This is a genomic window from Symbiobacterium terraclitae (genome assembly GCF_017874315.1).
GTDB classification, from domain to species: Bacteria; Bacillota; Sulfobacillia; order Symbiobacteriales; family Symbiobacteriaceae; genus Symbiobacterium; species Symbiobacterium terraclitae.
In genome coordinates this window covers 18,348-43,431 of the sequence record NZ_JAGGLG010000028.1, presented here as the reverse complement: position 1 = coordinate 43,431, position 25,084 = coordinate 18,348, and the positions used below count along the sequence as shown (strand labels likewise).

General features: G+C 69.6%; 20 protein-coding genes. 2 read left to right on the top strand and 18 right to left on the bottom strand.

The annotated features are described in order from the left end of the window. Positions 1 to 24 precede the first annotated feature (24 nt). From purF to J2Z79_RS14195, 10 genes are all read right to left on the bottom strand, one after another. Positions 25 to 1,584, bottom strand: coding sequence for an amidophosphoribosyltransferase (purF, locus tag J2Z79_RS14240; protein ID WP_245302782.1), 1,560 nt, complete (start codon positions 1,582 to 1,584; stop codon positions 25 to 27). Continuing rightward, positions 1,569 to 3,902 (bottom strand): phosphoribosylformylglycinamidine synthase subunit PurL, encoded by a 2,334-nt coding sequence (gene purL / locus J2Z79_RS14235; protein ID WP_209467558.1) that lies wholly within the window; start codon positions 3,900 to 3,902, stop codon positions 1,569 to 1,571. Before purL ends, purF begins: the two co-directional genes overlap by 16 nt. After that, a complete protein-coding gene (gene purQ, locus J2Z79_RS14230; protein WP_209467557.1) occupies positions 3,895 to 4,602 on the bottom strand; it encodes a phosphoribosylformylglycinamidine synthase subunit PurQ in 708 nt (235 codons plus the stop codon). Before purQ ends, purL begins: the two co-directional genes overlap by 8 nt. Position 4,603: 1 nt before the next feature. Further along, complete coding sequence (purS, locus tag J2Z79_RS14225; RefSeq protein WP_209467556.1) at positions 4,604 to 4,858, bottom strand: phosphoribosylformylglycinamidine synthase subunit PurS; 255 nt, start codon at positions 4,856 to 4,858, stop codon at positions 4,604 to 4,606. 46 nt (positions 4,859 to 4,904) lie between these two features. Next, positions 4,905 to 5,789 carry a phosphoribosylaminoimidazolesuccinocarboxamide synthase gene (locus J2Z79_RS14220; protein WP_209467555.1) on the bottom strand — a complete coding sequence of 295 codons (885 nt, stop codon included), beginning with the start codon at positions 5,787 to 5,789 and terminating at the stop codon, positions 4,905 to 4,907. A 4-nt stretch (positions 5,790 to 5,793) separates the two neighbouring features. After that, the gene (locus J2Z79_RS14215; protein WP_209467554.1) at positions 5,794 to 6,330 is read right to left on the bottom strand and encodes a phosphoribosylaminoimidazolesuccinocarboxamide synthase; all 537 of its coding nucleotides are present in this window, start codon (positions 6,328 to 6,330) and stop codon (positions 5,794 to 5,796) included. Positions 6,331 to 6,349: 19 nt separating this feature from the next. Then, on the bottom strand, positions 6,350 to 6,517 hold the full coding sequence (locus J2Z79_RS14210) for a hypothetical protein (protein WP_209467553.1): 168 nt from the start codon (positions 6,515 to 6,517) through the stop codon (positions 6,350 to 6,352). Beyond that, a complete protein-coding gene (gene purB / locus J2Z79_RS14205) occupies positions 6,514 to 7,827 on the bottom strand; it encodes an adenylosuccinate lyase (RefSeq protein WP_209467552.1) in 1,314 nt (437 codons plus the stop codon). The genes J2Z79_RS14210 and purB overlap by 4 nt, the downstream gene beginning before the upstream one ends. Positions 7,828 to 7,958: 131 nt before the next feature. Next, the gene (locus tag J2Z79_RS14200) at positions 7,959 to 9,308 is read right to left on the bottom strand and encodes an NCS2 family permease (RefSeq protein ID WP_209467551.1); all 1,350 of its coding nucleotides are present in this window, start codon (positions 9,306 to 9,308) and stop codon (positions 7,959 to 7,961) included. 365 nt (positions 9,309 to 9,673) lie between these two features. Further along, positions 9,674 to 10,282 (bottom strand): DUF1444 family protein, encoded by a 609-nt coding sequence (locus tag J2Z79_RS14195; RefSeq protein WP_209467550.1) that lies wholly within the window; start codon positions 10,280 to 10,282, stop codon positions 9,674 to 9,676. 258 nt (positions 10,283 to 10,540) lie between these two features. Between J2Z79_RS14195 and pdxK the strand changes: the two genes are divergently transcribed. Then, positions 10,541 to 11,353: a pyridoxine/pyridoxal/pyridoxamine kinase gene (gene pdxK / locus J2Z79_RS14190; protein ID WP_209467549.1), complete on the top strand. Its 813-nt coding sequence runs from the start codon at positions 10,541 to 10,543 to the stop codon at positions 11,351 to 11,353. A 94-nt stretch (positions 11,354 to 11,447) separates the two neighbouring features. Here the strand turns inward: pdxK and J2Z79_RS14185 are convergent, their stop codons facing one another. Beyond that, positions 11,448 to 13,607, bottom strand: coding sequence for a HelD family protein (locus tag J2Z79_RS14185; RefSeq protein ID WP_209467548.1), 2,160 nt, complete (start codon positions 13,605 to 13,607; stop codon positions 11,448 to 11,450). A gap of 302 nt (positions 13,608 to 13,909) precedes the next feature. On the opposite strand from J2Z79_RS14185, the gene J2Z79_RS14180 reads away from it, so the two are divergent. Beyond that, positions 13,910 to 15,235, top strand: a complete 1,326-nt coding sequence (locus tag J2Z79_RS14180) for a radical SAM protein (RefSeq protein WP_342589500.1) — start codon at positions 13,910 to 13,912, stop codon at positions 15,233 to 15,235. A 64-nt stretch (positions 15,236 to 15,299) separates the two neighbouring features. On the opposite strand, the gene J2Z79_RS14175 is transcribed toward J2Z79_RS14180, so the two are convergent. From J2Z79_RS14175 to grdB, 7 genes are all read right to left on the bottom strand, one after another. After that, positions 15,300 to 16,154: a dimethyl sulfoxide reductase anchor subunit family protein gene (locus J2Z79_RS14175; RefSeq protein WP_209467547.1), complete on the bottom strand. Its 855-nt coding sequence runs from the start codon at positions 16,152 to 16,154 to the stop codon at positions 15,300 to 15,302. A 15-nt stretch (positions 16,155 to 16,169) separates the two neighbouring features. Further along, on the bottom strand, positions 16,170 to 16,721 hold the full coding sequence (locus J2Z79_RS14170) for a DMSO/selenate family reductase complex B subunit (RefSeq protein WP_209467546.1): 552 nt from the start codon (positions 16,719 to 16,721) through the stop codon (positions 16,170 to 16,172). Between the two features lie 15 nt (positions 16,722 to 16,736). Then, positions 16,737 to 19,295, bottom strand: coding sequence for a molybdopterin-dependent oxidoreductase (locus J2Z79_RS14165; RefSeq protein ID WP_209467545.1), 2,559 nt, complete (start codon positions 19,293 to 19,295; stop codon positions 16,737 to 16,739). An 80-nt stretch (positions 19,296 to 19,375) separates the two neighbouring features. Then, positions 19,376 to 20,089, bottom strand: a complete 714-nt coding sequence (locus J2Z79_RS14160) for a TorD/DmsD family molecular chaperone (protein WP_209467544.1) — start codon at positions 20,087 to 20,089, stop codon at positions 19,376 to 19,378. 324 nt (positions 20,090 to 20,413) lie between these two features. Next, complete coding sequence (locus J2Z79_RS14155) at positions 20,414 to 20,866, bottom strand: DMT family transporter (RefSeq protein ID WP_209467543.1); 453 nt, start codon at positions 20,864 to 20,866, stop codon at positions 20,414 to 20,416. A 185-nt stretch (positions 20,867 to 21,051) separates the two neighbouring features. Beyond that, a complete protein-coding gene (grdC, locus tag J2Z79_RS14150) occupies positions 21,052 to 23,694 on the bottom strand; it encodes a glycine/sarcosine/betaine reductase complex component C subunit beta (RefSeq protein WP_209467542.1) in 2,643 nt (880 codons plus the stop codon). Positions 23,695 to 23,786: 92 nt separating this feature from the next. Further along, the gene (gene grdB / locus J2Z79_RS14145) at positions 23,787 to 25,076 is read right to left on the bottom strand and encodes a glycine reductase complex selenoprotein B (RefSeq protein WP_209467541.1); all 1,290 of its coding nucleotides are present in this window, start codon (positions 25,074 to 25,076) and stop codon (positions 23,787 to 23,789) included. Between the last annotated feature and the right edge of the window lie 8 nt (positions 25,077 to 25,084).

Genomic DNA, 25,084 nt, shown 5'->3' with positions numbered 1-25,084 from the left:
CATTGCGCGCAGCGGGACCGGCCATCAGTCATCCCCGCAGCCCCCTTCCAGCGCGTACTTCTCCGCGCCCTCGGGGACGGGCACGGGGTAGTTGCCGGTGAAGCAGGCCAGGCAGAAGCCGCGGGTCGCGTCCTGCGGCAGCCCCGTCGCCTGCACCATCCCCTCCACCGACAGAAAGGCCAGCGAGTCGGCGCCGATCGCGTCGCAGATCTCCTGCACCTCCCGCCCCCGGGCGATCAGGTCGCTGGACCGGGAGGTGTCGATGCCGTAGTGGCAGGCGTTCCGGTAGGGCGGCGAGGCGATGCGCATGTGCACCTCCCGCGCCCCCGCCTCCCGCAGGAGGCTGACCAGCCGGCGGGACGTGGTTCCCCGCACGATGGAGTCGTCCACCAGCACCACCCGCTTGCCCTCGATGACCTTGCGCAGGGGGTTCAGCTTCAGCTTCAGGGCGGCCTCCCGGCCGGTCTGCGAGGGCAGGATGAAGGTGCGGGCGATGTAGCGGTTCTTGATGAGCCCCACCTCGTAAGGGATGCCCGCCTCTTCGGCGTACCCCGTCGCCGCCGAGATCGAGGAGTCCGGCACGCCGATGACGATGTCCGCCTCGGCCGGCGCCTCCCGCGCCAGCTGGCGGCCCATCGCCTTGCGCACGGTGTGCACGTTGGCCCCCTCCAGCTGCGAGTCGGGCCGGGCGAAGTAGATGAACTCGAAGATGCAAGGGCGGGGCGGCGCCGCCTGCTTCACCGCCGCCTGCGACCGGAGCTTGCCGCCCTCGCTGATGGTGATCATCTCGCCCGGGGCCACCTCGCGCACGAACTCGGCGCCGATGGTGTCGAAGGCGCAGGACTCCGAGGCCAGCACCCACCGGCCGTCCAGGCGGCCCAGCTGCAGCGGCCGGATGCCGTGCGGGTCGCGCAGGCCGATCAGCCGGTCCTCGGCCAGGATGAGCAGCGCGTAGCCGCCGTGCACCTGCGCGATGGCGTCCATCACCGCCTCCTCCAGGCTCCCCGCCCGGGAGCGGACGATCAGGTGCACGAGCACCTCGGTGTCGACGCTGGTGGCGAAGATGGCGCCCTCCTCCTCCAGCTGGTGCCGGATGGCGGCGGCGTTCACCAGGTTGCCGTTGTGCGCCAGGGCCAGCCCCCCGCGCCGGGTGTTGACGACGATGGGCTGGGCGTTGCTCAGGCGGGAGGAGCCGGTGGTGGAGTAGCGCACGTGGCCGATGGCCACGTCGCCCACCAGCCGGTCGAGGGACTCGGGCTTCTCGAAGACCTCGCTCACCAGGCCCATGCCCCGGTGGGCGATGAGGTTCCCGCCGTCGGCAGCGACGATGCCCGCCGACTCCTGCCCCCTGTGCTGCAGGGCGATCAGGGCGTGGTAGACCACCCGGGCCGCCCCGGGGTGGCCGTAGATGCCGAAGACGCCGCACTCGTCCACCGGGCCCTTTTCGGGGTTCGCCGCAGCCAGCACTGCGCGGTAGGGCTCGAGCGCCAGGGCCAGGGTGGGATCGGTCTGCCTGCCCGCACGCCCGGGCTCCGGCGACGCTCCCGGGGGAGCCACGCCGGGGGCGCTCATTCGCCCATCCATCGGGGGATCGCCTCCTTGTACGCTTTGGCCAGCGCAGCCACCGGCAGGTCGATCAGCTCCTGGCGGCGGTAGATGGCAGCGGACTCCTTGCCCGGTGCCAGGGCGGCCAGCCGGAAGCGGCCGTCTTCGGTCACGTCGCCCAGCACCCTGAACGGGATCTGCTCGACCATCAGCAGGGCCTGCAGGCGCCCCACCTGCTCCCGCGTGGCCGTGAGCAGAATGCGGGACTGCGACTCGCCGAAGATCTGGCCGTCGATCCGGCCCTCGCCCAGGAAGAGGCTGACCTGGCAGCCCAGCGCCTCGTTCCCGGAGGCAATCGCCATCTCCGCCAGGGCCACGGCGATGCCGCCCTCCGCCACGTCGTGGGCGGCCGTGACCAGTCCCTCGTGGACCGCCCGCAGCACCACGTCCTGCAGTCGCTTCTCGAAGGCGAGGTCAAGCGCAGGGGCGTCGCCGGCCAGCACGCCGTGGATCAGCTTGGCGTACTCCGAGCCACCCAGCTCATCCCGGGTCTCGCCCAGCAGGACGATCACGTCGCCGGCCTGTTTGAAGCCCGGGGTGGTGAGGCGGTCGAGGTTCTCGTGCACGGCGACCATGCCGATCGTCGGGGTGGGATGGATCGGCTCGCCGCTGGTCTCGTTGTAGAAGGAGACGTTCCCGCCGGTGACGGGCGTGCCCAGGGCCTCGCACGCCTCGGCCATGCCGGTGATCGCTTCGTCGAAGGTCCAGAAGATCTCGGGCTTCTCGGGGTTGCCGAAGTTGCAGTTGTTGGTGATGGCTACGGGCCGGGCGCCGGTCACGACGCAGTTGCGGGCCGCCTCGGCCACGGCGATGGCGGTGCCCCGCCGGGGGTTCAGGTAGACGTAGCGGCCGTTGCAGTCGATCTTGGCGGCGATGCCCTTCTGGGGCCCCTCCGGGGCGGTGGGGCGGGGCAGGTCGACGCCCGGCTTCTGGCGGGTGACGCCGTGGCTGCCCGGCCCGGCGGCGGAGCGGATGCGGATGACCCCGGCATCACCTCCCGGGGCGATGACCGTGCCCAGCAGCACCATCTGGTCGTACTGCTGGTAGACCCACTCCTTGGAGCCGATGTTGGGCGAGTTCAGGAGCTTGAGCAGCGTGGCGTTCCAGTCCTCCGGCTCCGGCAGGGCCGACCAGTCAAAGGCCCGCAGCCCGGCAAGGTAGGCCGGCTCGGCCTTGGCGGGATGGTAGACCGGGGCCTCGTCGGCCAGGGCGTGGGCCGGCACCTCGGCCACCACCCGGTCCCCGTCGAGCACCCGCACCATGCCGTCGTCCGTCACCTGCCCGATGACGGCGGAGAGCAGGCCCCACTTCTTGAAGATGGCCTCGACCTCGGGCTCCCGGCCCTTCTTGACGCAGACGAGCATACGCTCCTGCGACTCCGAAAGCAGGAACTCCCACGGCTCCATCCCCTCCTCGCGGGCGGGCACCTTGCGCACGTCGATCTCGACGCCCACGTTGCCGCGGGCGGCCATCTCAGACGAGGAGGAGATCAGGCCGGCGGCGCCCATGTCCTGAATGCCGACCACGGCGTCAGTCTCGAATAGCTCGAGGCAGGCCTCCAGCAGCAGCTTCCCCATGAACGGGTCGCCCACCTGAACCGTGGAGCGCATCTCCTCGGAGCCCTCGCTGAACTCAGCCGAGGCCAGCAGCGACGCGCCGTGAATGCCGTCGCGGCCCGTGCGGGCGCCCACCACCATGAGGGGGTTTCCGGGCCCGGCGGCGATGCCCTTGTGGATCTTGTCCGGGTGGAGGATGCCGATGCACATGGCGTTGACGAGGCAGTTGCCCCTGTAGGACTCGTCAAAGTAAACCTCGCCGCCGATGGTGGGCACGCCGACGCAGTTGCCGTAGTGGCCGATGCCTGCCACGGCGCCGGAGAACAGGTGGCGCTGTCTGGGGTCATCCAGCGGGCCGAAGCGGAGCGAGTTGAGCAGCGCGACCGGCCTGGCGCCCATGGTGAAGACGTCGCGCAGGATGCCCCCCACCCCGGTGGCCGCCCCCTGGAAGGGCTCCACGAAGGAGGGGTGGTTGTGGGACTCGATCTTGAAGGCGACCGCCAGGTCGTCGTCCACCTTGATGACGCCGGCGTTCTCGCCCGGCCCCTGCAGCACCCGCTCCCCCTTGGTGGGGAGCCGCTTCAGGGTCGCCCGGGAGTGCTTGTAGGAGCAGTGCTCCGACCACATCACGCCGAACATCTGCAGCTCGACGTGGTTGGGTTCCCGGCCGAGAATCTGGACGACCCGCCGGTATTCGTCCTCCTTCAGGCCCACCAGAAGCCAAGGCTGCTGCTCAGACATGGCTGGCCCTCCCCGTCAGGAAGTTCACCATAGAGGTGAGGAGATAGCGCCCGTCGGCCGAACCGAGGATCGGTTCGCAGGCCCGTTCGGGATGGGGCATCATGCCGGCCACGTTGCCGGCCTTGTTGATGATGCCGGCGATGTTCTCCAGCGACCCGTTGGGGGAGGCCTCGGGGGTCACTTCGCCGTCTGCCGTACAATAGCGGAACAGGATCTGATTGTTCTCGTTCAGCTCACGCAGCGTGTCGGGGTCCGCGAAGTAGTTGCCCTCGCCGTGGTTGACGGGTATCCTGAGCACCTGGCCGGGGCGGCAGCCGCCCGTGAAAGGGGTGTCTGCGTTCTCCACCCGCAGGTGGACCCACGAGCAGCGGAACTTGAGGTGGGCGTTGCGCTGCAGGGCGCCGGGCAGCAGCCCCGCCTCGGTGAGGATCTGGAAGCCGTTGCAGATTCCCAGCACCAGGCCGCCCTTTGCGGCGAACTCGGCAATGGCGTCCATCACCGGCGCGAAGCGGGCGATGGCACCGGTCCGCAGGTAGTCGCCGTAGGAGAAGCCACCGGCGATCAGGATGGCGTCGTAATGCGAAAGGTCCCTGTCCTGGTGCCAGACGTAATCGGCCTGCTCCCCGATGGCCTCGCGGATGGCGTAAAAGGTGTCCATCTCGCAGTTGGTGCCGGGGAAGACGGTGACACCGAACCGCAACTCATGCCACCTCCGTGACCGTGAAGGTGAAGGTCTCCATCACCGGGTTGGACAGGATGCGCTTGCAGAGGTCGGCCACCAGCGCTTCCGCCGCCTCCCTGGACCCGGCCTCGACGACGAGGGTGATATGCTTGCCGAAGCGCACCTGGCCCACGCCCTCATAGCCCAGGCTCTTGATGGCGCCCTCCACCGCAGAGCCCTGGGGGTCGAGCACGCCTTTCTTCAGACTGACGATCACCTCGGCCTGGAACCGCATCGACAACCGCTCCCTTCAACTTGTTCGCGCTGCGTGAGAAGGCACCTCAGGCCAGCACCCGGCGCAGCCGTTCCAGCACGTCCTCGTACCGCCTGGCGGTCTCGGCAATCAGCTCGTCAGGCAGCTGCGGCGCCGGCGGCTGCTTGTTCCACCCGATCCGCTCCACGTAGTCCCGCACCGGCTGCTTGTCCAGGCTGTCCACCGGCGCCCCCTCCTGGTACCGGTCCGCCGGCCAGTACCGGCTGGAGTCGGGGGTGAACACCTCGTCGATCAGCACGATCGCGTCGCCCACCAGGCCGTACTCGAACTTGGTGTCCGCCAGGATGATGCCCGCCCGGGCGGCGGCCCGGGAGGCGAAGCGGTAGAGCTCCAGCGAACGCTGCTTGATGAAGTCGGTCACCGCGTCTCCATATACCGCTCGCACGCGGGATTCCGGGACGTTCTCGTCGTGGCCGGCGTCGTTCTTCAGCGCCGGGGTGAAGATGGGCTCCGGCAGCCGGCTGGAGAGCCGAAGCCCCTCTGGCAGGGGGACGCCGCAGACCGAGCGGCTCGCCTGGTACTCCTTCCAGCCCGAACCGGCCAGGTAGCCCCGCACCACGCACTCGACGTCGATGCGCCGGGCCCGGCGGACCACCATCGACCGCCCCTCCAGCAGGGGCAGGACGTGGTCGGGCAGGCCCAGGCCGCTCAGGTCGGCCTGGATCAGGTGGTTGGGCACGATGTGCTCGGTGGCCCGGAACCAGAGGAGGCTCATCTGGGTGAGCACCCGGCCCTTGCCGGGGATCCCCTGCGGGAAGACGACGTCGAACGCCGACAGCCGGTCGGTGGCCACCATCAGGAGCCGGTCGGCGCCGAGTTCGAAGACCTCGCGCACCTTGCCCCGGTGCAGTCTCCGGAGGCCCAGGTCTGGCACCTCGAGCAGGCAGTTCATACCACTACCCCCCCAACAACTCAGCGACCTGCCTCATGTCGGTGGACCCCAGCTCGCATTCGAGCGGGTTGACCACCTGCAGAAGGCAGGCGCCATCTTCGGTGAGGCCGAAGCGGAGCCGCGCACGCAGGTGTGCGATCCCCCGCAGGCTCAGGTGGGCCCGCAGCGAGCGCGCCGCGTGCGCGGCCAGGTCCTCGATGCGCTCCAGGCGATCCGGCGTGAGGAGAGACTCGGCCTCCGCGCGGTCCAGGGTCCGGCCGCCGGCGCGGAACGCGACGTCCACCTGACCCGGCGCCGCCTCGATGACCACCTCCACCGGAAGCAGCTCGAGCCGGCGGGCGAGGAGGATCCGGCTGCCCAGGCGCTCCACGAATCCCGTGGGGACGGCGTGGCGCTCCAGCAGCTGCTGGATGCGGAAGGCCGCCTCGCACACGGCCTCGTCAGCGAACTCCAGGATCAGCCCGCCGGGCTTGTCCGCCGCCCAGACCGCCATCCCCTCGCCCACCAGGAGCCGCTCTCCTTTCCGGACCGAATCGCCCATCGGTTCCCCATTCCCCCCGTCAGATCTGCACCCGGGTCATCACCAGGAACGCCAGTGCAAAGCCCAGAAGCGCGCCCACCAGCGCGCCCAGGTGCCGGTTGCGGTTCTTCGGCCACAGGTAGGTGACCAGCACCGTGACCAGCAGGCCGCCCAGGGCGCCCACGAGTATGCTGCCCACGCTGTTCATTCGCTCAACCCCAGTCGCTTCATGATGGTGTCCACGTGCCGGAGGTGGTGGCTCAGGTCAAACGCGGCGTCCAGCTCGGCGGGGGTCAACAGCGACTGGACGGTGGGGTCCTGCTCCAGGAGGCGGCGCAGGTGCGTGCCCTCCGCCCAGGCCTGCATGGCCCGCTCCTGCACGACGGCGTAGGCCTGCTCCCGGGAGAGCCCCTTCTCCACCAGGGCGAGCAGCACCGAGCCCGAGGAGGTCAGGCCGTAGGAGGCCTGCATGGAACGCTTCATGTTCTCGGGGTAGACGTGCAGGTTCTCGACCACCCAGGTCATCTTGTCCAGCAGGTAGTCGGCCAGGATGGTGGAGTCGGGCAGAATGACCCGCTCCACGGAGGAGTGGGAGATATCGCGCTCGTGCCAGAGCGGCACGTTCTCCAGCGCCGCGATGGCGTTGGCCCGCAGGATGCGGCTGAGGCCGGAGATCTGCTCCAGGGTGACCGGGTTCCGCTTGTGGGGCATGGCGCTGGAGCCCTTCTGCCCTCGGGAGAACGGCTCCTCCACCTCGCGGGTCTCGGTCTTCTGCAGGAGCCTGAGCTCGGTGGCCAGGCTGTCCAGCGAGGAGCCCAGGATGGCCAGGGCGGTCATCAGGTGGGCGTGCCGGTCCCGCTGCAGCACCTGCGTCGAGATGTCGGCCACGCCCAGGCCCATGCGCTCGCAGACGTACTGCTCCACGAACGGGTCGATGTTGCCGTAGTTGCCCACGGCCCCGGAGAGCTTGCCCACGGCGATGGACTGGCGGGCCTGCTCGATGCGCGCGGCGTCGCGCTTGAACTGGGCGTAGAAGACGGCCAGCTTCAGGCCGAACGAGGTGGGCTCGGCGTGCACGCCGTGGGTGCGCCCCATGATCGGGGTGTACTTGTGCGCCACGGCCTGGCGGCCCAGGGCGGCGATCAGCCGCTCCAGCCCCCGCTGCACCTCCTGCACGGCCTCGTTGAGCACGGCGGAGAGCGCGGTGTCCACCACGTCGGTGGAGGTGAGGCCGTAGTGGATGTAGCGGGCGGCCGGGTGGTCAATCCGCTCGGCGCAGGCGGTGGTGAAGGCGATGACGTCGTGTCGGGTGGTCGCCTCGATCTCGGCCACCCGCCGGACGAAGGCCTCGTCCACGGTGAAGGCGCGGGCGCGCAGCTCCCTGACGGCATCGGCCGGGATGGCCCCCAGCTGCGCCCATGCCTCGCAGGCCAGCAGCTCGACCTCGAGCCACTTCTGGAACCGGTTGGCCTGCGACCAGAGCTGCGCCATGCGCGGCCGGGTATAGCGCTCGATCATCGGCATCATCTCCCTTTTGCGGACAGGTCTTCCTGTCTACAGCGTAGCCTCCCGGCGCCCGGGCCGCAAGTGCGCCAGGCGGGGCCCGGGGTCTGACCCGAGCCCCGCCGGTGCTTGCGAGGGATGCTCCGTTACGACTTCAGGGCCTCGATGGTGAAATGGGCGATGAAGAAGGCCGCGAGCACCCACATCATCCAGTGGACCTTGCTGGCCCGGCCCGTCATCAGGGCGATGGCGGCGTAAGCGATGAAGCCCAGCGCCAGGCCCTGGGCGATGGAGAACGTGAAGGGCATCATCAGGGCCGTGATGATGGCCGGCAGGGCGATGCCGAAGTCGTCCAGGTCGATCTGCGTAATGGAGGAGGCCATCATGGCGCCGACGATGATGAGGGCCGGTGCGGTGGCCTGCCCCGGAATCGCCAGGAAGGCACCCGAGAAGAGGGAGGCCAGCAGGAAGAGCACGGCGACCGTGATGGCGGTGAGGCCGGTGCGGCCGCCCGCCGTCACGCCGGCGGCGGACTCGACGTAGGTGGTGGTGTTGGAGGTGCCGAAGAGCGAGCCGATGATCGTACCGAGCGAGTCGGCGATCAGCGCGCGGTTGCCGCCCTTCAGGTTGCCCTCCTTGTCGACCATGCCGGCCTTGGAGGCGACGCCCACGAAGGTGCCGATGGTGTCGAACAGGTCGGCGAAGAACATGGCGAAGATCACGGTGATCATGCCGGGGCTGAACAGGCCGTCGAAGCTCAACTTGAGGAAGGACGGGGCCAGCGAGGGCGGGGCGGAGACCCAGGATTCGGGCATCGTGGTGACGCCCATCGGGATGCCGATGACGGTGGTGATGAGGATGCCCAGCAGGATGCCGCCGGTCACCTTGCGGGCCACCAGCACGCCGGTGATGATGACGCCGATGACGGCCAGCAGCGTCTTCGGGTCGGAGAGGTCGCCCAGAGCGACGGTGGTGGCCTCGCTGGCTGTAACGATGCCGGCGTTGATGAGGCCGATCAGCATGATGAAGAAGCCGATGCCGGCGGTGACCGCGTGCTTGAGCGGCTCCGGAATCGCCCGGATCATCAACTCCCGGAGGCCCGTTGCGGTGACGATGAGCGCCAGGATGCCCGAGATGAGCACCGCGCCCAGCGCCTGCTGCCAGGAGAGGCCCAGACCACCGACGAGGGTAAAGGCGAAGAAGGCGTTGAGGCCCATGCCGGGGGCCAGGGCAACGGGCCAGTTGGCCACGAGGCCCATGACGAGCGTCGAGACTGCCGCGGCCAGGATGGTGGCCATGAAGAGAGCGCCCTCATCCATGCCTGTGGCGGACAAGGTCTTCGGGTTGACGACGATGATGTAGGCCATCGTGACAAAGGTGGTCAGGCCGGCGAGAACCTCCGTCTTGACATCGGAACGGTTCTCCGTGAGCTTGAACACACGGTCGAGGATCCCCAGCGATGCGTCGTTCGGGCGGACCGCCTCACGAGCAGCCACAGCAGCATGCCTCCCTGAGCACAGATAGGATGGATGATGAAGTCTCCCCCGGAACCGGGTCCGAAAAATGACTGGCGGGCAGGTACACTCCCCGCCTTGGAGTGAAACCTGCCCGCCCGGGTTTTTCGCCCACCGGTGTAGCCGGGCGCCGCCCGGCCTGTGCCGCTCGGTCGCGGACCGGCGCTTGCGCTGCGCCGCGGAACCCTAGGCACACTTTCCTCCACAGCCGGCCGCAACGGCCAGCCTCTACCTTCACTCTACGGATCAGGTCGATCCGTGTCAACCACAAACCCGAACTTTTTTAGCGTATCACCTAAAAACGTTCGGATTCTGGGGCTGCAACTGGGAGGCCGCAATGGGCGCGTTCAGTTGAGAACCGCTTCCTGCCGCACGTCGGGCCGGTAGAGCCTCAGCACCCCGCCGAACAGCGTGTACAGCTGCGACGAGACGGGGTAGGGATGGTTGTTGAACTCGTAGTCGATCAGCTCGGCCATCTCCGCCACGAAGTCCGGGTCGCGGTCGCCGAACATCACCAGTCGGTCGCGATGGGGCACCCCGATCACGGGGCTGCCAGGCACCTGGGCGGCGGCCTCGCAGAGCCGGCGGGTCAGGAGCAGGCGGGCCGCATCGTAGCCGTCGTGCGCGTCCCACACCAGGGTCAGGCGCTCGCCCTTCCCGCGGTGGGCAAACGGCCGGTAGGTCCGCGCCAGGTTGGCCAGGGCATGTGCGAGCAGGTCGGTCTCCGCGACGCCCCAGCTCCCCAGCAGGCCGCAGTCCACGTATACAGGATGCCCGGGCCCGTCGATGACGAAGGCGACGGCGACGTCGCCCATGTGGCGGACCGCCGCCAGGTCGCGGTCGTCGCGGTGTTCTCCCGGCACGAGCCAGTCCGGAACCAGCTGCGGCAGCAGCCTCCCCCGCACCCACTCGAGTCCCGGATGGCGCTTCTCAGGAATGATGTGCGCGCCTCTCACCAGCGTCCTCCCAACTGCACCACCCCATTTCACGCCAGAATGACCGTGATGTAAGATTGGACGCAGAACTTTCGCATTCCGGTGCTATTCTCCGATAAATTTATCTAATCAACCGCATATCCGACGGCACCGGACCGGCCGTGAGGGTGACCCGGTTGGACCCATCCAATTTGTCCTGCCGGCGGCTGTTGACGACCAAGCCCGGAGACGGCACCATTTCAGGCAGGAACTACGGAGGCTTACTGGGAGGGATCGGGCGTGTACAGGGCACTCACCATTGCCGGCTCCGACACCAGCGGCGGTGCGGGCATACAGGCGGATCTCAAGACGTTTCAGGAGCTGGGCGTCTACGGCATGTCGGTCCTGAACGTCATCGTGGCCATGGATCCCCACAACGGTTGGAGCCACCGGGTCTTCCCCCTGGACCTGGCAGTGGTGGAGGCCCAGCTGGCCACCGTGTTCGAGGGCATCGGCGTCGACGCGCTGAAGACCGGCATGCTCGCCTCGGCAGCGGTGGTCGAACTGGTCGCCCGAACGCTGGAGCGCTACGACGTCCGGCGGGTGGTCGTCGACCCGGTGATGGTCTGCAAGGGGACCGACGAGGTGCTGATGCCCGACCACGCGGCGGCCATCCGCGAGCTGCTCCTGCCCCGCGCCCTCGTGACGACCCCGAACCTCTTCGAGGCGGCGCAGCTGGCGCAGCGGCCCCCCATCCGCACCCTGGACGACATGAAGGACGCCGCGGTCCGCATCCGCGCAGCCGGGGCGCAGAACGTGCTGATCAAGGGCGGCAGCAGGCTGCAGGGCGTGGAGAACGCTGTCGACCTGTTCTACGACGGCAGGGAGTTCGTGCTGCTGGAGGCGGAGAAGGTTGCCCACGGCTACACCCACGGCGCCGGCTGCACGACGGCGGCGGCCATCGCCGCCGAGCTGGCCAAGGGGGCCGGGGCGGCGGACGCGGTGCGCACCGCCAAGCGGTTCGTCAGCGCCGCCATCCGCCACGGCTTCCCGCTGAACCAGTACGTCGGCCCCGTCATGCACGGCGCGCTGCGGCTGCGGAATGGGGCGTAGCATCGGCGCAAACATGGAAACGGACCGGAGGTGCCAGAAGGCGCCTCCGGTCCTCTGCGTTCTTCGGGGTCCTGTCGGGCCGCGGGCGACCGCCTCACTGCTCCTCCGCCAGCAGCGGCGTCACCTCGCCGGTGTAGAGCACGCTGAGCTCGTGCAGCGCGCGCGTGCAGGCCACGTAGAGCAGCCGGGCGTCGCGCCGGCTCAGCGCGTAGTTGTGGGCGCCGGCGTCGGCCACCAGGACCGCGTCGAACTCCAGCCCCTTGGTCAGGTAGCTGGCGATCACGGAGAGGCCGCCCAGGTACCGGTGCCGGCTGGGGGTGATCAGCTCGGGCGCAAGGCCCTCCGCCCGCAGCCAGTCCGCGAGCGCCCGGGCCTCCGCCCCGGTGCGGCAGACCACCGCGACCGAGGCGTGGGCGGACTGGAGCCGGCGCACCTCCTCCGCCACGGCGCTCACCCACTCTTTGCGCGCCACGCCTGCGAGGCGCACCGGCGGCCCCTCGCGGTAGACCGGGCGGGCCAGCCCCTCGGTGAGGCCGACCCGGGCCAGTACCCTGTTCGCGAAGGTGACGATGCCGGCTGTCGACCGGTAGGACCGCTCCAGCCGAAAGTGTTGCACCGCGCCCGGCGGGAAGACCGCCGCGATCTCCGACCAGTCGGCCACCCCCGTTTCGGCGTGGATCGCCTGGCTCAGGTCGCCGAGGATGGTGAAGGAGTCCCGCTCGGTGAGCCGGCGCAGCAGGTACACCTGGAACGGGCTGAAGTCCTGCGCCTCGTCGATCACCACGTGATCCAGGCGCCACTCGTCAGCCAGCCCCTCCAGCCGCTCCTGCAGGTAGACCAGCGGCGCCAGGTCCTCGGTGGCCACGGTCCCGTCCAGCAGGTAGCGGGAGGCCTCGGTCACGTCTGGCGGGACCGCGGCGCCGAGATCCAGGGGCCGCTTGCCCCGCGGTGCGCCGAGGCCCAGGATCTCCCGGTAGAGGGTCAGCGGGGAGTGGGTCGGCCAGAGGGCGAAGTAGCGGCGGAGCGCTGTGACCATGGCCTTCCTGCGGTCCCGCTCCTCCGGCTCGTCGCGGAAGGGCTCCAGCTGCGCCCGCGCCCAGGTGCGCAGCCGGGCGAAGATGCGGTCCTTGCGGGTGTTGAGCGGATAGCGCCGGTAGTGGCGCAGGTACCAGTCCCGGATCTCCCGGTGCGGCACCTCCGCCCCCGGCCAAAGCACCAGGTCGGCCTCCGGCACGGCCTGCGCCTCGTAGCGCTCCAGGGCCCGGTCCAGCATCGCCTTGAAGCGCAGCGAGCCCTTGAACCGGCCCGGGGGCTCCTCCTGCCTGGTCCCGGGCTGGCGCCCGGGGAGGAAGCGCGCCTCGAGCACCGCCTCGGCGTCCGCCAGCGCCACCCGGTCGGACAGCTGCCCCAGCGCCCAGTCCTGGAAGGTGACCTGCCGGATGCCGCCCACGCCCAGCTCGGGCAGCACATCAGCGATGTAGTCCAGGAACATCCGGCTGGGGGCGAAGATGACCATTCGCTCGGGCGCCAGGGAGTCCCGGTAGGTGTAGAGCAGGTAGGCCAGACGGTGCAGGGCGACGGTGGTCTTGCCCGACCCGGCGACGCCCTGGATAAGGACGGGCCGGTCGGGCTCCGCCCGGATGATGGTGTTCTGCTCGGCCTGGATGGTGGAGACGATGTCCCTCAGCTTGTGATCGCGGCTCTCCTGCAGCCGGTAGAGCAGGAACGGGTCGATGGCGGCCCCGTCGCCCGCGGCGCCGGGGTCGGCGTCGGCGATGTGCTGCAGCCGCCGCCACTTCACCGCCAGGCTCCGCTTGCGCAGGAGCCGGCCGGTCACCACGCCCCCCGGGGCCGTGTAGGCGGCCTTCCCGCCCGCCGCAGCGCCGTAGAAGAGGCTCGCCACCGGCGCACGCCAGTCGATGACGAGCGGCCGGTCGCTCCCCGGGTCGGCAAACCCCGACTTGCCGATGTAGAGCACCTGGGGCTCCGCGGCGCCGTCCTCCAGGAAGTCGACGCGCCCGAAGTACGGCTCCAGCGCGGCCACGGAGAGACGCGCCACCGCCTCGTCCCGCAGGCTCTCCATCGCCTCCTGCGCGGCCCGTATGGCGTGCATCGACTCCTCGTACTGGTCCGTATCCTCCACCACGATCTCGCTGAGGCGCAGCCGGCGGAGGAGCTCCGCGTCCACCCGCGCCAGGGTGTGCTCCAGGTGCTCCCGCTCCTCCTGATAGGCCGGATGGTTCTCCGCACTCACCCCAGGCCACCTCCAGTCGCTGCCTGCGAAGGCAGCCTTACTCTAACGCAGGCGGCAAGCGGGGTCAAGAAGGGTTCCGCCCCCGGCGACGTCCGTTCGACGCCGATCTGTCGACCGTTCTGCCGGCTCCGCGCCGACCTGCTGCGGATGGGCCACCAGGTGGGCCCGAAGTCCCGCACCGGCTGGCACGGAGTGCTCAAAAACGGCCGCTCCGGTTGCACTGGCTCCCCGACAGCCGATACGATGGAAGAGCGGCACGGCCGGCGGCAGCCGGTCATTCTGCCGTACGGGAGGTAGGGCCGGTGACTGAGAACGTGACCCGGGAGAACCTCCACCGCCTGCGCAACCCGCGGCTCCGCGCATACGCGGAGCGGTATGCGGCGATCTACGAGGAGTTCGAAGAGGCCGTGCAGCAGGCCGGGCTGCCCCTGGAGCCCACCGACCGGAGCGCCGAGGCCGACGCCCTGCGGGCCGAACTGCGCGCCGGGGGCACCAGCTTCCGGAACGCCGGGCACAGCATCCACCTCGGCCCGATCTCGCCCGCCTGTGAAGCCTGTCGGAAGGGCGTGGGCACCGCGACCTTCTTCGCTTCGCTGAAGTGCCACCGCAGGTGCTTCTACTGCTTCAACCCCAACCAGCAGGGATACGACTTCTTTCAGGGCCACCGGCGGGATCTGGCGGCCGAGCTGACCGAGCTGGCGGAGAGCGGCTGCCAGGTAGGCCACCTGGCGCTGACCGGCGGCGAGCCCCTGCTGTTCCCCGAGGAGGCGGCGGGCTTCTTTCAGACCGCCCGACGGCTCTTCCCCGGCGTTCACACCCGCCTCTACACCAGCGGCGACCACCTGAACGAGGCGCTGCTCCGGCAGCTGGCCGACGCCGGGCTGGACGAGGTGCGCATCAGCGTCCGGGTCGACGACGGCGCAGCCGGGCGCCGCCACACTTACGACCGGATCGCGCTCGCCCGGGAGTACATCCCCGCGGTCATGGTGGAGACGCCGGTGCTGCCCGGCACGCTGGACGTGATGGAAGAGATGCTGCTGGAGCTGGACCGCATCGGAATCTTCGGCGTGAACCTCCTGGAGTTCTGCTTCCCGTTCCACAACGCCGGGGCATTCCGGGAGCGGGGCTACCAGATCAAGAACCCGCCGTATGAGGTTCCCTATGACTACTGGTACGCCGGCGGCCTGCCCGTGGCGGGCAGCGAGCTGGACGCGCTGCGGCTCCTGAGGTTCGCCCTGGACCGCGGGCTCTCGATGGGCGTGCACTACTGCTCGCTGGAGAACAAGCACTCGGGCCAGATCTACCAGCAGAATGCCGACGCCGTGCTGCCCGAGACGGCCTGCTTCTCCGAGCGCGACTTCTTCATCCGGTCTGCAAAGGTGTTCGGGCGCGACGCCATCCGCGCGCGGAAGCAGTTCGACGCCATCGGGTACGGCGGCTACACCGCCGACCCGGTCCACGGCTTCCTGGAGTTCCACCCTGCGCGGATCCCGGACCTGCGGGGGCTGGACGTCGAGGTGGCCCTCTGCACGTACGTGCAGGAGGAGCGGGCGGAGGGCCGGGTCCTGCGGGAACTGAAGGTGGCGCTGACCACGCCGGAGTCGTTCGACCCGGATACAGACATCTGACCCCGACAGCAAGAGACCGGAGGAGGCCGATGGCCCCTCCGGTCTCTTGCTGTCGTCTCCGCAGCTACCCGATTCCGATCTGAACTCCCGTGGCGTAGAACAGGTAGCGCCCCACCAGTTCGCCGGCCAGCAGGGAGACTGCCGCCGTGTAGACCAGGCCGGCCGCCGCCGCGCCCGCGGCCAGCCGCCGCCAGGTGAGCACCAGCGGCACCGCCCCGCCGACGAGGGTGAGCGCCCAGCGGACGGCCAACAGCGCCGCGTACCGGCTCCCGAGCAGCTGGAGGGAGGCCTGCGCCTCCGGACCGCCGGTGCCCAGCGACGCCAGGTAGAGCGGATAGGCCACCAGACCGGCGACCAGGGCAACCACGGCCAGCGCGGTCAACTGTTGCACGTCGCTGCTCATTCCGCCCTCCGTGCGGCCGAAGAAGGTGAGCAGCCCGGCGGTGAGGCCCAAGCCCATCAGCACGGCCGTCCCCGCGAAGGCGACGTAGGTACCCCAGCCCTGCCAGGCCGGCCGCATCGTCGTGCTGTAGACGGCCGCCATGCTGATCACGGCGAGAACCCCGGCGAGCGCGGCCAGCCAGTCTACTGCGCGCCGCAGGCCAGGCCTGCTCTCCAGGAGCTGACTCGCCACCAGGAGCACGAAGAAGCCGCCAGTGAAGAAAATTTCGCGCGACAACCACGAGGTGCCGAGGTTCCGCAGGGCGGTCAGCGCCAGCGCCGGGCGCCCCAGGTGGAACAGGGAGGCCAGCAGGGCGACGGCCGCCAGCGCCACGAGGACCGCAACCGACTTCCGGTAGACCGGATCGCGCCCGGGCTCCTGGTTGCGCTGCCGGAGCCAGGTGAGGAGCAGGAAGGCGCCGATCGAAGCCTGTGCCAGCACGGTAAACAGGATCAGGGCCCACTCAGAGGTTTCCATCCAACGCCCTCCTCCCTAGCGCCGCGCCTCGGGCGACGGGTTGATCAGGATCGCAGGGTTGGTGAGGCCGGGATCGGGCAGGCCGGCCACGTCGTTGGTGCCGCCGTACTTCGCCCTCAGCTCGCTCAGGTCCCCGAAGTCGAGGGCCCGCATGACGCAGGCGTCGACGCAGGGCGGGTTCTGGCCCTGGTCCACGAGCTCGTAGCATCCGTTGCACTTGCCCGAACGGCCCAGCTCCTCGATGTACTGCGGGGCGCCGTAGGGACAGGACCACGTGCAGAGCCGGCAGCCGATGCACAGGGACGGGTCCTGGATGACCAGGCCGTCTTCCGCCCGCTTGGTGATCGCCCCCACGGGGCAGTTCTGGACGCACCGCGGGTCGGCACAGTGGTTGCAGCCCACGGACAGGTGGTAGAACCATGGCCGGGGGAACTTGCCGCCCTCGAAGGTGTAGACCTTGCGGAAGAGCGGCCCGACGGGCAGGTCGTTCTTGTCCTTGCAGGCGATCTGACAGGCCTTGCAGCCGATGCAGATCGTCATGTCGTAGTAGAAGCCCTTCTGAGCCACGATTTCGCCACCCCCTTAGAAGATGACCCGCTGCGGCCAGGTGTGGTCGGGAGGCAACGGCCCGTCGTAACGCTCGACCTGGACGTTGCAGGTGTTCCAGCCCGCGTGGCCCTGGCCGGTGGGGATGGCCCCGTTCAGCGTGTTGGTCGCCCCCGCCTTGTCGATGCCGGTCTCGTCGTCGATGTCCGCCCAGGCGCCCTCGCCCAGGGTGACCACCCCCGGCATGATCCGCTCGGTCAGGTAGACCGGCCGGATGACGGTGCCGTGGCGGCTGCTGATCTTGACGATGTCGCCGTCCTTGATGCCGCGGGCCTCCGCGTCGACCGGGTTCATGATGAACTCCTGCGGGAAAGCCTCCCGGAGCCAGGGCACGTTGTCGAACACCGAATGCGAGCGACGCGGGTAGTGGATGGTGTAGAGCTGGAGCGGATAGTCGCCCTTGATCTTCTTCTCCCAGTCCGCGAAGGTGTCCTCATACCCCTCGGTGGGCCGGTTGTACTTCGGAATGGGTGAGATCTCGGACCAGCCGCAGTTGCGGACGTGGTCGGCGATCGCCTGGCAGTAGATCTCCAGCTTGCCGCTTGTCGTGTTCAGCGGGTGCTTCTCCGGGTCCTGACGGAACTCGGCCAGGTGCACGTACTCGTAGTTGTCGCCCGGGCGGCGCGGCACCTGGTAGATGCCCTTCTCCCGGAACTCCGCCAGGGTGATGCGCCCGGTCTGCGGCTCACCCTCTACGCCCATCTCGGCGATGTCCTCGGCGGTGATGGTGAGCAGCTTTTCCCAGGTCTTGCCGTCCTCCTTCAGCACCTGGGCGCCGGCCAGGCGGTTGAACAGCTGCTGCTCCTCGGAGATCGGGCAGACCTCCTCCGCGTTGAGCCCGAGCCGCTTGGCCAGCTCAACGGCGATCCACATGTCGGACTTGGCCTCGAAGAGCGGGTCGATCACGTGCTGCGCCCAGATCAGGATCTCGCGGTTGCCAGAGAGCAGCGTGCCGGCGCGCTCCCATTCGGTGGTGATGGGCAGAACGACGTCTGCGTACTTGGCGGACGTGTTCAGGGCGTAGTGGTGGGCCACGACGAACTCGACCTTGCGGTGGGCGGCAACGCCCCTGACGAGGCCCGGCTTCTGGTTCAGGGCAGAGGAGCCGGCGTGGTAGATCATCTGGATGTTGACCGGTTCCGTGACGCCCGGGCCCTTGCCGGCCATGTACTTGCCTTCGAGGACGGCCGTCCAGTGCTCGTTGTGGTTGAGCCGCAGCTTCACCGGGTTGGCGATGTTGGGCAGGCCGTTGCCGCCGGCCCGCACCAGCGACGGGCCGTTGTTGGAGGCGCCGCTGTGGGTGCAGACTCCCGTCATGCTGCCGGGCCGTCCCATATGGCCGGACATCGCGCCCAGGGCCATCAAGGCCTGCGGCCAGGAGTCGAGGTTGTTGCCGCGGGCGGGCGCCCAGCTGACCAGCAGCGAGACGCGCTCGGTTCCGCCGATCTCCCGGGCCAGCTGGCGGATCCGGTCCGCCTTCACGCCGCAGATCTCAGAAGCCCACTCGGCGTCCTTGGGCTGGCCGTCGTACGTGCCGAGCAGGTAGTCCTTGAAGTTCTCCTTCGGATCCGCGCCGGGCGGCATGTGATCCTTGTCGAACCCGACGGTGCAGCGATGGAGGAAGTCCCAGTCGATGAGCGGGTTGGTCTCGGGGTCGTCCTCGACCAGCAGGGTGTGGGCGAGCCCCAGCGCGAGGGCGTGGTCGGTGCCCGGGCGGATCGGGATCCACTCGTCGGCCAGCACCCGGGCCGTCTCGTTGAACAGCGGGTCGATGGTGATGACCCTGGCCCCTGCCTTCTTGACCTGCAGGTAGTTGTAGGTGGGCAGACCGGCGCTGCTCCAGGCGGGGTTGGCTCCCCACAGGATGAGCAGCTGCGTCTTCCGCATGTCCATGCGGTCGTTCACGTGGTTGCCGCTGGAGAGGCCAATGCGGGGCCCCGTTTCCAGCCAGGTGCCGTAGGAGGTCGATCCCCAGACCGAGACGTAACCGCCGTAGAGGCTCAGCGTGCGGCCGATCTCGCTGCCGAAGGCCATGATCGACTCGTTGCCGTACTTCTCCTTGATGCGCTTGATCTCGCTGGCGACGATGTCCAGCGCCTCGTCCCACGAGATGCGGACCCACTCGTCACGGCCGCGCAGCTCCTTGTTGCCGCCGCCGGGCTCCCAGTGCTTCCGCTTCATCGGGTACTTGAGCCGGTCGGCGCCCAGCACCTGCTGCCGCTGGGAGCGGCCCCGGGCGCACGCCCTCTGCTGCGGGTAGTCGGGGCTGTCCGGGTGGGTGTCGTCGGTCTTCTGCCGGATCACCATTCCGTCCTTCACCAGGGCCTTGTTCAGGCAGCGCCCGCCGCAGTTGTGCCAGCAGGCGGCCGTGACCCACTTGCCCTCGGTCTCGGCCGACGCCTGCCTGCGTTCCGGCCACGCGGGAACCAGTTGCTCGCCCACCAGCGCCGCCGTGGCGACGCCGGCGGCCGTCAGGCCAAGGAACCCTCGGCGACTCGTCCGGTACTTCAGGGCTCGATCCAGTAGACTGTTCACGAGTGCCTTGTCCTCCTTTCTGTTCAGACCTGGTTCCAACCGGGAGCGGGAGGACCGCGCCCGAAAACCCTGGCGAGACGTCACGCCTCGGCGGCCGGCTCCCGCAGCAGCTCCTGCAGCAGTGCGCAATCGATCGCCAGGAAACCGTTCAGGATCTGCGCCATGCCCCTGTAGAAGTCGGTCCGGGCGCTGCGCACCACGTCAGCGGCAAACTGCGGCACCCAGGCCAGCATGTGCTCCTCCAGGAAGGCCAGCTGATCGCCCAGCAGCGCAACGAGAGCCTCACCCTCACCGCACTCTGCGTGCCTCAGGGCCATGCGGGTGGTCTGGTGCATGAAGTCGAGCTCCAGGCCGATGTGGTCGTCCGGCTCGGCCGGGTACCCGGGCGCCTGCAGGCCGTACTTCAGATAGGCCTGGCGCACAGCCAGCGTCTCGGCCTGGAAGAGCAGGCGCTCCTTCGTGCGGTAGGCCGACTCCCACGGCGGGGCGGGCAGCTTGTAGGGACCGACGAACATGCGGGTGTAGTCCCAGTGAAGCTCGTCGTAGGCCGCATCCGAGGTGTTGCGGCTGTCAGCCAGGTAACCGGTCACGAGGACTGCGCCCTGCTCGATCTCCGCGCTCTCCTCCCGGTAGGGGAAGGACTCGATATGCCCGCCGTGGGCCAGCGAGAGGGCAAACCCCCGCTCGGGCTCTTGCCGGAAGGCTTTCCGGAGCAGTTCGTATGCGAACAGCCGGGCCTGGAGACACGCCGTGAGGGCTTCAGAGCCGAGCCTGGCTTCCGCGGTCGTGGCCATGGACGCCCACCTCCTTGTTCTGTCACTCACAAGCATGCTGTGAGCATGGTATCGTATACTTCGTAAACGGTATCCCTTTCATACTGCGAAGATAGGATGATACATATTCCGAGTATAGGGTCGTTGCTGCACTTCGCCATAGATGCAGACTAGTTCATTTCTCGATAGACGGTAAGGTAAACGTGACTGTGCCCCGTCTGCGGCAGACGGGGCAACTACGGACAACCGGTCTCCGGCACATGGCCCAATGTATCTACCCGGGACGTCGAGCGCAAACGAAGAGGAGCCAGGCATTCGCACCTGGCTCCGAAGGCTCCGGACCTCTTAGCGCGTGAGGACCAGCTTCATCCCGCCGATCATCAGGAGCACGCCGACCACCTGGGGCCAGCGGATGGGAATCGGGCCGGCGGTGCCCAGGCCAGCGGCGTCGATCAGCAGCGCCGTAACCAGCTGCACGGCGGTGATCAGGCTCAGGGTGGCGTTGGCGCCCACAGCCCCCGTGCCCACGATGACCGCGCTCACCACGACGGCGCCGCAGAGGCCGCCCAGCAGGCTCCAGGCGGGCGCGGCGGCGAGGCCGCCGGCCAGGCTGGAGAGGCTCTGGCCGCGCAGGGTCAGCAGCGTCACCACCAACATGGCGGCGGCACCCACGGTGAACGAGACCAGCGACGCCGGCATCGGGCGGATGTGCTGGGCCAGCGTCGCGTTGACGGGGGCCTGGAGCGCGCCCGCCACGCCCCCGACGACAATCAGCAGCCATGTGAGCCAGGATGCCATCGAACAGCCTCCTCGGTCAGTCCCGCACTGGGGAAGGGTCGATCTCCGTACTCTTCTGTGGCGGAGGGGGGAACTCCTCCGCCCGCCCGGTGCGGCAACGCGGCAGCCAGGCGGGGAACCCGCCTGGCTGCCTTCACCGTTCGGGTAAGCGGGGCCGCGTCCAGCGCTCCTGCCCTGCCCGGCCGCTACCCGATGAACCCGGCCTCGCGCAGCGCCGCCCGGGCCGCATCCAGGTCCTCGTCGGCCACCAGCACCACCGGGCCGGTGCAGCCCATGCCCGACCTGGCGTAGATGCCCTTCGCCCAGAGGCAGGTCACGGCCTCCTCCAGTTGCAGGATCTCCACGCCGGGGATCTCGGCGGTCGCCACCTTCGCGGGCGGCGGCGACACCGGAGCCGCTCCGCCCTGCCCGCCGGTCCCGGCGGCGCCCCCGGGCGGTGCGCCCGCCCGGCCGGCGGCGGCGTGCCGCGCGGCCAGCAGGCGGTCCAGCCCGGCCGCCTGGGCCGCGGCGCACTCCGCCGACTTCCACTGCAGCAGCCCGCCCCGGGCCATGTCGCCCGCGTAGCGAATGGCACCCGCGATCACCGGCGCGCCGGACGCCCGGCTGATGATGTGCACGATCTGCTGCTGCGCCGGTCCCACGCCCGGGCCGTAACCGTAGCCCGTCGCCTCGTAGCTGCCGCCGGTGGCGCCGGCCGAGAGCAGCTTCATCAGCAGGTTGCCCGTCAGGCTGTCGGTCACCAGCACGTCGGGCTCGCCGGTGAGCACGTCGTTGCCCCGCATCAGGGAGCCGCCGTCCGCCCGCCGGGACGCGGCCCAGCGCAGCGGGTACCCGGCCTGGCGCATCTCCTCGAGGATGCGCTCGGCCTGCGGCGCGCCCTCCACGTTGAGCACGCCCACCGTCGGCTCGGAGAGCCCCAGCGCCCGGGCCACGGCGATGCCGTAGACCGCGGAGCGGACCATCGCCTCCACCCGGTCGGCCGCCGCCGTTCCGGTGGTACAGGCGATCAGCATCTCCCGCCCCCGGGCGGGGGTGACCACGCGGCCCACCGTCGCCACGCCGATGGGGAAGGGGTAGTGCAGCGTGACCGCCGCGGCCAGCTCGCCGGAGGCCAGCAGCCGCTCCATGACCCGGTGCTCCGCCGTCAGCGCCGCCGTGGCGCATGATGGCTCGTCGCACGCCGGCACATCCACATGGCGCAGGGCCGTCGGGCGGCCCGGCGTGCCGATCAGCACGACCTCGAGGTCGGGCCACTGCCGCTGGGCCTGCTCGGCCCCCCGCAGCACCTCCTCCTCACCCAGTTCGCTGCCGTGCAGGGTGATGCCGACCGCCGTGCGGGCGGGCTGCCTGGCCGGCCCGCCGGGCGCCCCCACCGGCTCCTCCGCCGGCTTGCCCGGGTTCCGCTCCAGCAGCACCGAGACACCGTCAAACAGGTTGGTCATGCGGCCGAGGAAGAGCGACCCCTTGCCGATGATCATCGCCCGCTGGATCTCACCGGCCATGATGGCCTCCCGTACCGGCCCGATCACCGGTACCCCGGAGGGGATGTGCCCCTGGGTGGGCGCGAAGCCGGGCATGCCGTGGGCCGCGACGAAGGCGGGCAGCTCCGCCCGGCCGATCTCGCCCCGCTTCACGGCCAGGGCGGCGATCAGCTTGTAGTTGGACTGGGGCACGTCGCCGGCCCCGGCAGGCTCGGTGAGCTCCGGGTTCTGCATCTCGACGCCGTAGCGGTCGACATCGGTCAGCTTCAGACCGGCCCGGTCCAGCGGCTCGGTGACCAGCGCCTCCATCACCGCCTGGGGCGAGGAGCCGGAGCCGATCTTGTGCCGGCCCACCACGTCCAGCCGCACCCGGGGGCTCACATAGTCGTCGGCCGAGAGGTGGATCGCGAAGGCGCCGATCACGTCCTCCAGCGCCGGCAGCCCCTTGGCCACGTGGTCGCGGGAGTTGAGCCCCAGCTTGGCCGGCGTCCCGCCGGCCAGCACCACCACGTGCCGGTAGACGCCGGCCCGGATGAGGGCCGCGGCCTCGATCAGCGCGTGGGTGGGGCCGGCACAGAAGGAGCGGGTGTCCGAGCCGGTGGCGTTCACGCAGCCGGCCATCTCGCCGATGGCCTTGGCGAAGTTGCCGCCGCCCCGCTGGTTCATGTCGCCGCAGGCCTCTTCGGAGCACTCGATGATGTACTCCACGTCTTCCGGGTTGACGCCGGTCTTCGCGAACAGGTGCTTCAGCCCGAGGACCGCCGAGGCCTTGGTCACCAGGTTCTCCAGCATCACGTGGCTGGAGAGCGTCTCGTCCTGCTCGTGCGCCCGGCGGACGACGCCCACGAGCCTGTCGCCCAGGTAGAGCGGCGCGGCGTGCTCCTCCAGCAGCCGCCGGAGCTCGGTCAGGTCCTTGCCCGGCCCCAGCCGTGCGGCGTCCGCGGCCCAGAGCGGGTGGGCGGCCAGCCGCTCCGCCATCGCGGCGGCAAAGCCTGCCTCCAGGTGCACCAGGTCAAACGTGTCCACCAGGCGCAGGAGCGCCAGGAACTCGTCCTCCGGCATCATCTCGCCGTAGCGGGCCTCCCGCTCCGCCCCCTCCACGGGGTGCTCGTACCAGGGGCGGGGGATCCGGGCCAGCTCGTCCGGCCGGAGACGGCCCAGGTAGGTCTGATTCGGCGGATAGGCCAGGGCGTCCGCGTAGCTGCGCAGGTGCTGCGGCAGCCTGGCCAGGTACGCGCTGTCGGGGTGCATCCGGCGCTCCATGGCCGGCGTGGTGCCGTAGTGCACGAGCAGGTTGGGGGCGTGGATCAGACAGTATGAGACCCCTCGGATGACGGGCTCCGTCATGCGCATCACACTCCTTGTTGGGGCGCCGGGGGCCGGGCCCCCAGGTACCGAAGGGGCGCCGTGCTCCACGACGCCCCCTCCGAGTCTCGGTCTTACTCGAACACCGTCTGTCCGTCCACCGGGGTGGTCAGGGCGTTCAGGGCCTTCATGACCAGCCGGCGGCGCAGGGCTCGCTCCTCGTCGGGCGGCAGCGCCGGGTTGCCCAGCGGGTGGGGGATGGCCACCGCAGGCACGATCCGGTTGGCGCCCACCGTCAGCGAAATCGGTACCACGGTGCACACGTGGACCACGGGGATGCCCGCCCGCTCGATCTCCTTCACCATCGTTGCTCCGCAACGAGTGCAGGTCCCTCAGGTGGAGGTGAGGATGACGGCGTCTACCTCGTACTTGCGCAGGTCCTCGGCAATGGCCTGTGCGTACGCCCGGGCGTTGGCCACCGAGGTGCCGTTGCCCACGGTCGCGTACCAGTAGTCGTGCAGCTTGCCGATCACGCCCTCCCGCTCCAGCTCGCGCATCACGTCCACCGGCAGCACCCGGTCGGCGTCGGCGTTGGCGTAGGTCGGATCGTAGCCGCCGTGGGCGGTCTGGTGGGTCTCGGCGGTCAGGTCGTTCGTATCACCCAGGTAGTACTTGCCGAACTTGGAGGCCGAGGAGGATTCGATGTGGTCGGGGTTCCCCTTCGGCACGATGCCGCCGGAGGTGACCAGGGCGATCTTCGCCTTGCTGAGGTCCTTCACCGGCGGGTTCGGCGGCACCCGGTCGAAGGAGGGCATCGGGTACTCGGTGGTGTAGGGCTCGCCCTTCAGCTTCTGCACCAGCATCGCCACCGCCCGGGCGGACCCCCGCTCGGCGACGAACTCGTTCACCCGGAGGCCCCGCTCCAGATAGGTGCCCGGCTCGGGCTCGAGTCCGGCGGCCAGCCGCTTCACCAGGGCGGCCATGGCCGGCACGGCCGTCCGCATGGAGGCTGCGGAGTTGCCGGTCTCCACCACCCAGGCGTACCGGCGGTAGACCTCGACGCCGGGATTCTCCGGGTACATGCCCGTGACGACGGGGATCTTCAGGTTCTTGCTGACCACCTCGGCCACGGCACCGCAGGCCATGCCGTAACGCCCGGCGTTGAAGGCCGGGCCGGCGATCACAAGGTCGGGCTCGTGCTGCCGGATCAGGTCGAGCACGGTCTGCTTGGCCTCCTCCAGGTTCTCGTTGAACCAGGAGTCGCCGCAGATCACCGTGGCCACGATCTCCGCAGTGCCGGCCAGCGCAGCGTTCAGGGCCTGGCCGGGACCCACGGGGCCGGGGCGGAGCTCCGGACGCACGTCGGCCTTCTCCTCGCCGCCGATGCCGCCGAAGAACTGGTTGATGTAATGCACGATCCGCACGTATGACC

Excerpts from the sequence above, each read along its gene's own strand:
- purF (WP_245302782.1), bottom strand. The coding sequence starts at position 1,584 with ATGGATGGGCGAATGAGCGCCCCCGGCGTGGCTCCCCCGGGAGCGTCG.
- purL (WP_209467558.1), bottom strand. The coding sequence starts at position 3,902 with ATGTCTGAGCAGCAGCCTTGGCTTCTGGTGGGCCTGAAGGAGGACGAA.
- purS (WP_209467556.1), bottom strand. The coding sequence starts at position 4,858 with ATGCGGTTCCAGGCCGAGGTGATCGTCAGTCTGAAGAAAGGCGTGCTC.
- J2Z79_RS14220 (WP_209467555.1), bottom strand. The coding sequence starts at position 5,789 with ATGAACTGCCTGCTCGAGGTGCCAGACCTGGGCCTCCGGAGACTGCAC.
- J2Z79_RS14215 (WP_209467554.1), bottom strand. The coding sequence starts at position 6,330 with ATGGGCGATTCGGTCCGGAAAGGAGAGCGGCTCCTGGTGGGCGAGGGG.
- J2Z79_RS14210 (WP_209467553.1), bottom strand. The coding sequence starts at position 6,517 with ATGAACAGCGTGGGCAGCATACTCGTGGGCGCCCTGGGCGGCCTGCTG.
- purB (WP_209467552.1), bottom strand. The coding sequence starts at position 7,827 with ATGATCGAGCGCTATACCCGGCCGCGCATGGCGCAGCTCTGGTCGCAG.
- J2Z79_RS14175 (WP_209467547.1), bottom strand. The coding sequence starts at position 16,154 with ATGGAAACCTCTGAGTGGGCCCTGATCCTGTTTACCGTGCTGGCACAG.
- J2Z79_RS14160 (WP_209467544.1), bottom strand. The coding sequence starts at position 20,089 with ATGGCCACGACCGCGGAAGCCAGGCTCGGCTCTGAAGCCCTCACGGCG.
- J2Z79_RS14155 (WP_209467543.1), bottom strand. The coding sequence starts at position 20,866 with ATGGCATCCTGGCTCACATGGCTGCTGATTGTCGTCGGGGGCGTGGCG.
- grdC (WP_209467542.1), bottom strand. The coding sequence starts at position 23,694 with ATGACGGAGCCCGTCATCCGAGGGGTCTCATACTGTCTGATCCACGCC.